The sequence below is a fragment of the Thermococcus sp. genome, from assembly GCF_015521605.1.
Classification (GTDB): domain Archaea; phylum Methanobacteriota_B; class Thermococci; order Thermococcales; family Thermococcaceae; genus Thermococcus.
The window spans coordinates 1-9,415 of record NZ_WANV01000027.1 but is presented as its reverse complement, the minus strand read 5'-3'; the positions used below and the strand labels follow the sequence as shown (position 1 = coordinate 9,415).

The following is a 9,415-nucleotide window of genomic DNA, read 5'->3' as shown; positions in this document are numbered from 1 at the left end:
CTGGTATTTCGTTTTCCATTTTCATTGCTTCGAGGACGAGTAGTCCTTGGCCGGTTTTGACTTGCTCTCCTTCCCTCACGAGAATCCTCAAAACCTTGCCCGGCATTGGCGCGGTGACAACACCCTCACCAGCAACCGGAGCAGGAGACGGAGGAGCGCTCGGAGCCGGCGCTGGAGCGGCCGGGAGGGGTGCGGTGGGCGTCTGAGTCGTAACAGGGGCCGGAGCCGCGCCCAGGCTGCTTATGTCGATTCCCAGTCCCTTGGCTTCAACTGTGTACTCCTTTTCCTCAAAGGCAACCCTGAACCTGCCCATTCCGAGTTCCTCAACCTCGACCTCGTACTCGATACCATCAACGATGACCTTAACCTTCGCCATCTTCACCACTTCCCAAGTTCATAGTTGAAGTCTTCAACTTCCTCCATTGTTGACTGGACGCCGTAGAGGCGCCAGGCGTCTGAAACTTTCCTCCTGAACGGCAGAGGTCTGAGCTGCGAGGCCTTTTCCGCCGTGTACGCGAGTATGGCTGCCGTTATGACCGCGAGGTCTTTCGGGGGTATGGTCGGCTTCTCCTCTTCGACCTCTTTGACTTCGGAGGGCGCCGGAACCGGCGCGGCGGCTTCTTCCCTCTCAATAAGCCGCCTCTCCAGCCAGCCGACGAAGTAGAGCACCAGTGCTAAAATTGTGAGGACGGCGAAGACCACCGTCACTCCGAGGGCTGTGATGTTCAGGCCCTCCATGAACTCTGCCATTGATACCATGTCTCACACCTCACAGCGGTATGTTGCCGTGCTTCTTCGGGGGCAGCTTAACGCGCTTGCTCTCCATCGCCTCAAGGGCGAGGATTATCCTAGCCCTCGTCTCGGCGGGGTCGATAACGTCGTCTATGTAGCCCCTCGCGGCGGCGACATACGGGTTGGCGAAGCGCTCCCTGTACTCCTGTATCTTCTGCTGGCGAACCTCCTCCGGGTTCTCGGCCGCGGCGATCTCCTTCCTGAAGATGATGTTGGCCGCTCCCTCTGGCCCCATGACCGCTATTTCCGCGGTTGGCCACGCGAAGACGAAGTCCGCGCCGAGGTGCTTGCTTCCCATGGCGAGGTATGCCCCACCGTAGGCCTTTCTGAGTATCACAGTCACCATTGGAACGGTCGCCTCTGAATACGCGTAGAGCACCTTCGCGCCGTGCCTGATGATTCCGCCGTACTCCTGCTGGGTGCCGGGCAGGTATCCCGGAACGTCGACGAGAGTGACTATCGGGATGTTGAACGCGTCGCAGGTTCTGACGAAGCGCGCAATCTTGTCGGAGCTGTCTATGTCGAGAACGCCTGCGAAGTGTATCGGGTTGTTGGCCACGATACCAACTGTCTGGCCGTTCATCCTTCCAAAGCCGACGACGGCGTTCGGTGCGAAGTACGGGAGTATTTCGAGGAAGTCCGGGTTGCCGTTCTCGTCCCTGTCCACTATCTCGTAGATGACCTGCCTCACATCGTAGCCCTTGTTCGGGTCGTCCGGGACTATTGAGTAGAGGTTCTCGGTCTTCCTGAAGGGGGGGTCGTTCGTCTTGACGCGCGGCGGCTTCTCCATGTTGTTGGACGGGAGGTAGCCTATGAGCCTCCTTATGAGCGCCAGAACCTCTTCATCGCTCTTCCCTATGAGGTGGGCCTGGCCAGAGCGCTGGGCGTGAACCATTGCCCCGCCGAGCTGTATCGGGGTGACCTCGACTCCGGTGACTGCCTTGACGACCTGAGGCCCGGTGATGAACATAAAGCTGGCCGGGTTGTCCACCATGAGGATGAAGTCTCCTATGGCCGGACTGTACACCGCTCCGCCGGCACAGGGGCCCATTATGGCGGTGATCTGCGGAACGACACCGCTGAGGATGGTGTTCATCTTGAATATCTCACCGTAGCCCTTGAGCGAGTCAACGCCCTCCTGGATTCTCGCTCCACCGGAGTCGTTGAGGCCTATTACCGGCGCTCCAGCCTCAAGGGCAAGTTCCATTATGCGCTTTATCTTCATGGCATGCATCTCACCGAGGGAACCGCCCATGACGGTGAAATCCTGGGCGAACACAAAAACGAGCCTTCCATCGATGGTACCGTAGCCGGTGATAACGCCGTCCGCGGGCAGCTCCTTCTTGTCCATGCCGAACTCCGTTCCGCGGTGTCTGACGAAAGCGCCTATCTCAACGAAGCTTCCCGGATCGAGGAGCTTCTCGATCCTCTCGCGTGCTGTTAACTTTCCTTTAGCGTGCTGTTTTTCGACGGCCTTTTCGCCGCCCATCTCAAGGATCTTCCTCTTTCTCTCATACAGTTCGTTAACCTTCTCTTCCATGCTCATGAGAACTCCCCCTGGCTGCCGAGAGTGTCGCCTACTTGTAGTTTGTAAAGTTTAAAAGAGTTTTTATCGGGCGTCAAATCTTGAAAAGAAAAGAGGGTTCAAAGGTGTTGAATCGGCGTTTCGGCGCCACAGGCCTCACACTTGAGGAAGTGGAAGCGTCCGCGCTTGATAATCTTGGTATCGGGGCTTCCGCAGACCGGACAGATAACGTAGTCCTTGAGGTACTTCTTCATCTTGTTGCCTATCAGGTACGGTGTAAAGCGTCCCTGCAGGACGACGCGCCTTCCCTCAAGCGTTCCAGCAGTGGCAACCTCCCTCAGTATGAACTTGAGCAGATGGTTCGGGTCACGGTTCATGGCCTCGGCTATGTCCACAAAGTTCTCGATTATAGTCCTGTTTCCGGCGATCGTGACTATCGCTGCCGGAACCTCGAAACGGGAAGTGTGATGCTTGACGTTCTCGGGAAGTTCCTCGTAAGCCTTATCGAGCAGGCCCTCGAAATCGTAAAAGTCAACCTTCTTCTCGCTCACTTTCCTCACCTCCATCTTAACTACCGGGAGACGTTTATAACCTTTTGGCGTGGGGAAATGGAGGGGAATCAGAGCACGCGGTAGAAGCCCGCGCGCGGCTCGTATATCCTGGCGTCGCGCTTGAGGTCGTTGATTAGCTTCTTTATCTCGTTCTCCGAGCCGAGACCGGCCTGCTTCGCTGCCTCGATTATCCTGTCCTCTGGAGCTCCGAACTCTCCCTCACTCTCAAGGCTCTTTATGATGTCAACCATCCTGTCTATCTTGTTTATCTTCTTGGAGCTCTTGCCGACCTCGAGTATCGAGACGTCCAGAGTTCCCTCCTCGTCAACGGCTATCTTCCTTATCATGTCCTCGATTATTGCTATCGCCGCCCTCGCGTCTTCCCTTGTTACGGTCTCACTGAGGCGCATTCTGGCGTGTGCCTCGCTGAGCCTTATCAGCGCCTCCAGCTGCCTTGCCGTTATCGGAATCGGCTGCACGCCGTCGTCCTCGCCCGGCCTCTTAAAGCCCTTTCTCATCCTGACGTAGTAGCGCTTTATCTCCTCCATTGCCTCCCTGCTCAGAACGGGATGGACGTTCTTTCTCGCGTAGGCGATGTACTTTTTGAGCAGGTCGTAGGGTATCTTGGGCGTTACGGCCTCGGCCTCCCCCCTGCGCACCCTGAGGATGTGCTCCGCTATGCTTGAGTCGACCTTCTCGTCCGGCTCGTCGAGGAGAAGGAAGATCAGGTCGAAACGGCTGAGCAGGGTCGGCGGAAGGTCGAGCTGCTCCGGAAGGGACTTGTGTCTGTTGAACCTGCCAAACTTGGGGTTAGCGGCCGCTATGACGGTAGTTCTTGCGTTGAGGGTCGCGGTGATTCCTGCCTTACTGATGCTTATTGTTTGCTGCTCCAGCGCTTCATGTATGGCGCTCCTGTCGCGGTCGCTCATCTTGTCGAATTCATCGATTAACGCGAATCCGCCGTCGGCGAGCACCAAAACACCCGCTTCTAAAACCCAGGAGCCTGTGAATTCATCCCTCACGGCGGCTGCAGTAAGCCCCGCGGCCGAACTGCTCTTACCACTCGTATAAATCGCCCTCGGCGCCAAATTGGCCACGTAGCGGAGAATCTGGCTGTTGTGGACGAAGATGTCGTTGGCAATGAAGTTATGGTGCTCCGGAACCTGGAGGTCATAGACCCAGGGGTGTTCTGGCTTGTATTCTTCTATCTCTCTAACCCTGTCCCAGAAGATGTCCGAGTTTGCCAGAAGGCTGAGGATTTTAACCTCTTCCGATTCAGATAGGTGCTTCTTGAGGGTTTCAACAATTAGCCCGAGTTTCTCTCTGCTGGGTAACCTATCGCCCCTCTCGTAGTGGAGGTAAGTTGAGCGGTTTATGCCCATCTCCTTCTGGGTTAACCTTGCCTCGGTTCTCAGCTCTCTGAGAAAGTCACCAACTCCTGGAACAACGTCCACGTTGGTGTTGGGGGAGATGCTTTCTGTGACGTCCTCAAGGATGCGCTGTTTCCTTTTGATTCTAAATCCTATCTCGGTCCTGAACTTCAACACATCTTCCCCGGTTATAATAAGGCGGTAGTAGGTCTTCTTATCTCTCATTTTCCCGTTGGTGGCCCTACTTTTAGTCTCGTGTAGCTGGGATTTTATCCCAAATCTGAGGAGCAGGTGCTGGATTCCTCTCAGCATCTCTTTTGAAGCTGAGACAACTGTTATTTTTGGTCTTCTCTTGTCCACTGTCCCTTCAGCGTCAAAGTACCCCCTGAGAAATGCTCTAACGTCCTCTGCTCTTGCCCTGAAAAGCTGAGGTGGAACTGTTTTCTCCGCTGAGGGTTTTGCAAGCCCCAGCCACTCTAAGAGGTGGTAGAGTTCGATACTGGAAGCATAGACTTCCCCGGAATTCTTGCCTCTGTGGGCTTCCCTTATCTTGGGGGTGAGGCCAATACATTTGAGGTAGTTGTAAACCTTCTCTATGAGTTCGGGGTCGTTGTTTGTGAAGTAGAGAGTGGCGCTTCCGCCCCTGTTCTGGGCATAGCCTTCCCCTGATATCAGCCCCATAACGTACCAGAATTCCTCGTCAGCGAACTCCGGAAGAACAAGCCTGCTCTTTGCGGTTTTCGGTTTTTGGATAGGTGCGTTGCTTAGTCTTACTGCTTCCCCTTCTGTTGGTATAATCCTCGGGACTGCTATGAAGTCCCCCTCTCTAAGCTCCTCCGCTTTCCTCGTCTTAAACTGGCCGTCATCAAAGACGAAGAACGGGTGAGTTGGGGTTACCTTAATTTCCCTGCCGCTGGCGGTCTTTATCCTGAACATTTTCCCCGGAGTGGTTCTCTTCCAGGCTATGTTCGCCTTGACCTTTCTTACCTTCAACGTCTCTGCGTCAAGGGCGTAGAGCTCGAGATCAAGGGGAGCGTAGACGCCATCGTCAACTTTCCCGAGCGTTCCTTCTTTTTCCGCTCTCTCGACGGCTTCTTCAACAATCTCCCCAATCTTTTTCAGACTTCCATCTGCTAAAACGACCTCTGTATTGTAATCAACGCACTTAGCCACTCCCGGATCTCCCACAAGCAGGACGTGGCTCTCTCCCCTGAGCTTGGTCCCATCGGGCAGTGTTCTCTGCACACCGCCGAAGAGCGCCAGCGCGATGCCCTTCTTAACGGTCTTGTGGCCCCATATTGCGGGGGCTATGGAGTCAACGATGGCATCGACGATGTCCTTCCTTTTGGCCAGCTCGCGTATCTTCTGCTCGTCCTCCGGTGAAATCTCAAGCTCCTCGATTTCCTTGCTGAGCTGTTCTATGTGGTTTACCTCCAGAACCTTCTTGAATATCGGCCTCTTGTCCCTCTGCTCCAGGATGACGCGGAGAATTCCGGTAACCAGAACCCTATCGCCAGGCAGGGCCGTATCCACAAGGTCGTCCAGGAGTATCGCATCAACGAAGCGGGGCATCTGACCGCCTTTCAAGCTTTCGGGCCTGTCCTGAAGGCGGAAGCTCTGGAAGTTAATGAAGCGGCTCTTCTCGACGTCAAGGTCAACGTTTCTGGAACCGCAGGCGTCGCACTTGCTCGGCTTGACTATGTTCTCGTAGGGCCTCTGGAGGCGGACCATCTCGTTGCCGCAGTCCTTGCAGACGAAGACGGCCTTCTCGACGAAGGGCTTCACCTCGCTCACGCGCGTGATTATGCCCTCCACCTGGATGAGCCGGTTTATGTGCTCGCTCCCGAGTTCCTTGACAAGGAGAGTCCTCGGAAGGTTGTAAAACCTCGCGTGAACTTTGAACTCCTCCTCCTTGAGGAGGGGCGGCTCACGGAGGACTATTTGAATCGCATCCTCGGCCGCGAGTATGCTCTCTTCCGGGTTTTCGAGGAGCTCGCCCGCCAGCTCGGGGTCGAAGGAGTTGAGGTGCGTCCAGTCTATCGCCAGTGAGCGCTTTGGGGTGACCGTGAGCAAATCCTTGAGCTTGTTCAGATATACCTCGTTTCCGCTGTCGTCCACGTACTCCCTCAGAAAGCGCGCGTACCTTTCTATCATGTCCTCCCTGTCCATCACTCCTCACCCAGCCACTCGTTTCTGATCTTGGAAAGCTGGAGGTATATCCTCCTCTCCTCCGGTGATAGTCTCGACAGCAGCTCAAGGCTGTTGGGCCTCAGCATAACAGCCTTTAGAATTTTGTTGAAGCGTATCGTCTTCAGGTGCTCCAGCTTCTTCTTCAGGTTGGCGAGCTTTGTCAGCTTGACGTTTATGGTCTCTATTCCCTCCCCGGCGTTCATCCTCACGTAGTTCTCCAGGTAATACATGTAGAACTCGGCTCTCTCGTACAGCCCCGCGGGGAGAGGCATCAGGGGCTCGTTCTCCCTCTCCTCGGCTATCGCGCGGTCTATCTCCCCTATAACCTTATCGGTCTCATCGATGACCTCGACTATCCTGGCCTCCCAGAGTTCCTTTGCCTTCCAGTCCTCGAGGAGAACGACATCGCCGGCGCTCCAGTCCCCCAGAGGACGGAGGATTTTAACCGCTATGACTGCTCTACCGGTGAACATGACATCACCCTCTCGAATATACCCATACTCCATGATGCTTTTAACTTTACCCTAACGATAGGATGTGAATGACGGTTAATCCTATAAGCCCGGTGCCGTAGATATCTGTGGTGAGAGCATGCTGATAGGGATAATGAGCGATACCCATGACAACCTCTCGGCCATCGCCAAGGCTGTTGAGCTGTTCAACGGGAGAAACGTTGAGCTTGTCATCCACGCCGGGGACTACGTTGCCCCCTTTGTTGCCAGGGAGCTCAAGAAGCTCAGGGCACCGCTCAGGGGTGTTTTCGGCAACAACGACGGCGAAAGGAAAGGCCTCTATGAAGCGCTGGGGATCTACGATGAGATACTGGAAATCGAAGCCGATGGCATGAAGATAGCCGTAACCCACGGCACCGACGAGCGCATCGTCCGTGCGCTGGCCAGGAGCAAGCTCTACGATGTGGTCATAGTCGGCCACACCCACCGCTACGAGATACGCGAGGAGGGAAGGACCATACTCGTCAATCCCGGTGAGGTCTGCGGCTACGTCAGCGGTGTGAGGAGCGTTGCCCTCCTGGACACCCGGAAGAGGGAGGTGCAGATAATCAACCTCGACACCGGTGAGCTTCTGGGGGCAATGAGCCTCTAGCGAATCCCCTTCTATCTTCAAATCAAGCAAAGGATAAGCGGCGGTAAGTATGGAGGACGTGCTGATTCCGAAGGAAAGGCGGGATGCGGTCGTTTTGATAGGCGTTGACAGGGAGGATAACGTGGAGTTCATAAAGGTCTACGGGGTTAGCGAGGAGAAGGCCAGGCAGACCCTTGAGGAGTTCTTTAACGCCAGGGGCCTTTTCCCGGGAGATTACAGGCTCATCAGCAGGGGCAGGGAAGAGGTTGGGGGGAGGAGGGCGATAACGACGAGGAGCGAGGCCTCGCTCAGCGCGGTTCTGGCCAGGCTCGGTTTAAAGCTCCTCTCCAACGGCGTTCTTCATCTGGAAGGGGTTGAGAGCCTCTACCAGTTCACCATGGTGAGTGAAAAGCTCTACGGGAAGCTCAAGCACGTAAAAGGGTCCGAGAGGGCTAAAAAGGCGGGCTTTTCCCTCTCAATATCCGGGGCCCTGAACCTCGGCCTCCACACGCTGATAGTGAACTGGAGGGGGATAAACGTTGAGCCGCTCATTCCCGGGGAGGCCATCTTCCTGAGGGAGCCCTCCCCCGCAGAGGTTCTTGAAGCCATGAAAAAGGGCACTCAGGTGGTCGTTGAGACGGTCTTCCCGGAGAAGTACACCATGATTCCGTTCGGGGTGCGAATTAAGATCCCGCCCCTCTCAACCGGGGAGTTCGCCAGGGAACTTGAGGACAGGGTGGGGTTTCCGGTCGATGAGGAGATTCTCAGCGACTATCCCCCGGAGCTGCTGAACTACCGGAGCATCGAGGCCATAGCTAGAATTGTGGAGGAGCTTTCAAAGAGGGGCGTTGATAAGGAAAAGGCCCTGGAAACCGCGATATTTGTGAACCTCGGCTTCGTCCCCTCGGACTTCAGGTTGGACGACTCTAAGCCCTCAGGGCCCTGAAGTACCTCACCACCATTTCTTTGAACAGGGAGTTGTGTTTCCCAAGGGCCGCGTTTATAAGCTCCCTGAACTTTTCATCTTCCGCGAGATAGCCGAGGAGCAGTGCCTCATCAACACTCAGCTCTCCCAGGAATCCGCTCCTTTCCAGGAATTCTCCCCTGCTCTTGGATTCTTCCCTAAGGCTCTTCAGCCTTTCGAGGTAGGGCCTTACCCTCTCCTCCCTCCTCTTAAATTCGAGCCAGTCCACGACAAGGGAGCCCCTGTTCCCAAGGTATGTCCAAGGGTCCCGGAGGTATTTACCAACGAGCTCACCCAGTTTGGAGCTCAGTATCTTTTCCCTGAACTCTTCGAGCCCCAGGTAGTCATCGCTCAGACGCTTTCTGTCGACGGCATCGAGGCTCTCGAAGATTACCAGAGCGGCAAGGTAGCACTTAGCGGGAAACGGGATTTCAGGGAGGATTAGCCTACTTCCCCGTATCTCGGCGCGCTGGCCGTCTCTCCTCTCCAGGTTTTCCAGCACCATGCCGAGGGGATAACTTAAACTCTTCACGCAGAACTCAAGCTCGTCCATAGCCACACCACCCCGATTTTTTCCTCCCTGGGTAAAAGCCTTTCGGCAAGGTTTTTTAGCCGGGACGGAGAACTGGTATCGGTGGGGAGAGGTGATAGTGATAGACGGTTCCTACGGTGAGGGGGGAGGTCAGATACTGAGAACGAGCGTTGCCCTCTCCGTTATCACCGGAAAACCCGTTAAAATCGTAAACATACGCGCCAACAGGACCAACCCTGGCCTTAGACCCCAGCATCTCCACGGGATTCTGGCACTGAAGGAACTCAGCAACGCGAGGGTAAAGGGCGCCCGAGTCGGCTCGACGGTTCTGGAGTTCGTTCCGGGCGAGGCAAAGCCGGCGCATATACGCGTCCCGATAAAGACCGCCGGCAGTATAACCCTCGTCCT

Annotated in this window: 10 protein-coding genes; 3 read left to right on the top strand and 7 right to left on the bottom strand. The window is 55.5% G+C overall.

Annotated features, from left to right (window positions below):
- From F7C11_RS05510 to F7C11_RS05485, 6 genes are all read right to left on the bottom strand, one after another.
- A partial coding sequence (locus F7C11_RS05510; protein WP_297091753.1) for a biotin/lipoyl-containing protein occupies positions 1 to 376 on the bottom strand: 376 nt, incomplete at its 3' end.
- 2 nt (positions 377 to 378) lie between these two features.
- Positions 379 to 750 (bottom strand): OadG family protein, encoded by a 372-nt coding sequence (locus F7C11_RS05505; protein WP_297091751.1) that lies wholly within the window; start codon positions 748 to 750, stop codon positions 379 to 381.
- Between the two features lie 19 nt (positions 751 to 769).
- A complete protein-coding gene (locus F7C11_RS05500; protein WP_297091747.1) occupies positions 770 to 2,338 on the bottom strand; it encodes a carboxyl transferase domain-containing protein in 1,569 nt (522 codons plus the stop codon).
- Positions 2,339 to 2,436: 98 nt separating this feature from the next.
- Entirely contained in the window at positions 2,437 to 2,868 is a 432-nt protein-coding gene (locus F7C11_RS05495; protein ID WP_297091749.1) for a translation initiation factor IF-2 subunit beta, read from the bottom strand.
- A gap of 68 nt (positions 2,869 to 2,936) precedes the next feature.
- Positions 2,937 to 6,407 (bottom strand): LAGLIDADG family homing endonuclease, encoded by a 3,471-nt coding sequence (locus tag F7C11_RS05490; protein WP_297091745.1) that lies wholly within the window; start codon positions 6,405 to 6,407, stop codon positions 2,937 to 2,939.
- Positions 6,407 to 6,901: a hypothetical protein gene (locus F7C11_RS05485; protein ID WP_297091743.1), complete on the bottom strand. Its 495-nt coding sequence runs from the start codon at positions 6,899 to 6,901 to the stop codon at positions 6,407 to 6,409. Before F7C11_RS05485 ends, F7C11_RS05490 begins: the two co-directional genes overlap by 1 nt.
- A gap of 118 nt (positions 6,902 to 7,019) precedes the next feature.
- On the opposite strand from F7C11_RS05485, the gene F7C11_RS05480 reads away from it, so the two are divergent.
- Entirely contained in the window at positions 7,020 to 7,532 is a 513-nt protein-coding gene (locus F7C11_RS05480) for a metallophosphoesterase (protein WP_297091741.1), read from the top strand.
- Between the two features lie 49 nt (positions 7,533 to 7,581).
- The gene (locus F7C11_RS05475; RefSeq protein WP_297091739.1) at positions 7,582 to 8,457 is read left to right on the top strand and encodes a hypothetical protein; all 876 of its coding nucleotides are present in this window, start codon (positions 7,582 to 7,584) and stop codon (positions 8,455 to 8,457) included.
- Here the strand turns inward: F7C11_RS05475 and F7C11_RS05470 are convergent.
- Positions 8,438 to 9,028 (bottom strand): hypothetical protein, encoded by a 591-nt coding sequence (locus F7C11_RS05470; protein WP_297091737.1) that lies wholly within the window; start codon positions 9,026 to 9,028, stop codon positions 8,438 to 8,440. The two genes, F7C11_RS05475 and F7C11_RS05470, sit on opposite strands and share 20 nt — an antisense overlap.
- A 91-nt stretch (positions 9,029 to 9,119) precedes the next feature.
- On the opposite strand from F7C11_RS05470, the gene F7C11_RS05465 reads away from it, so the two are divergent.
- Positions 9,120 to 9,415: RNA 3'-terminal phosphate cyclase (locus F7C11_RS05465; protein WP_297091735.1), on the top strand; the 296-nt coding region annotated here is incomplete at its 3' end.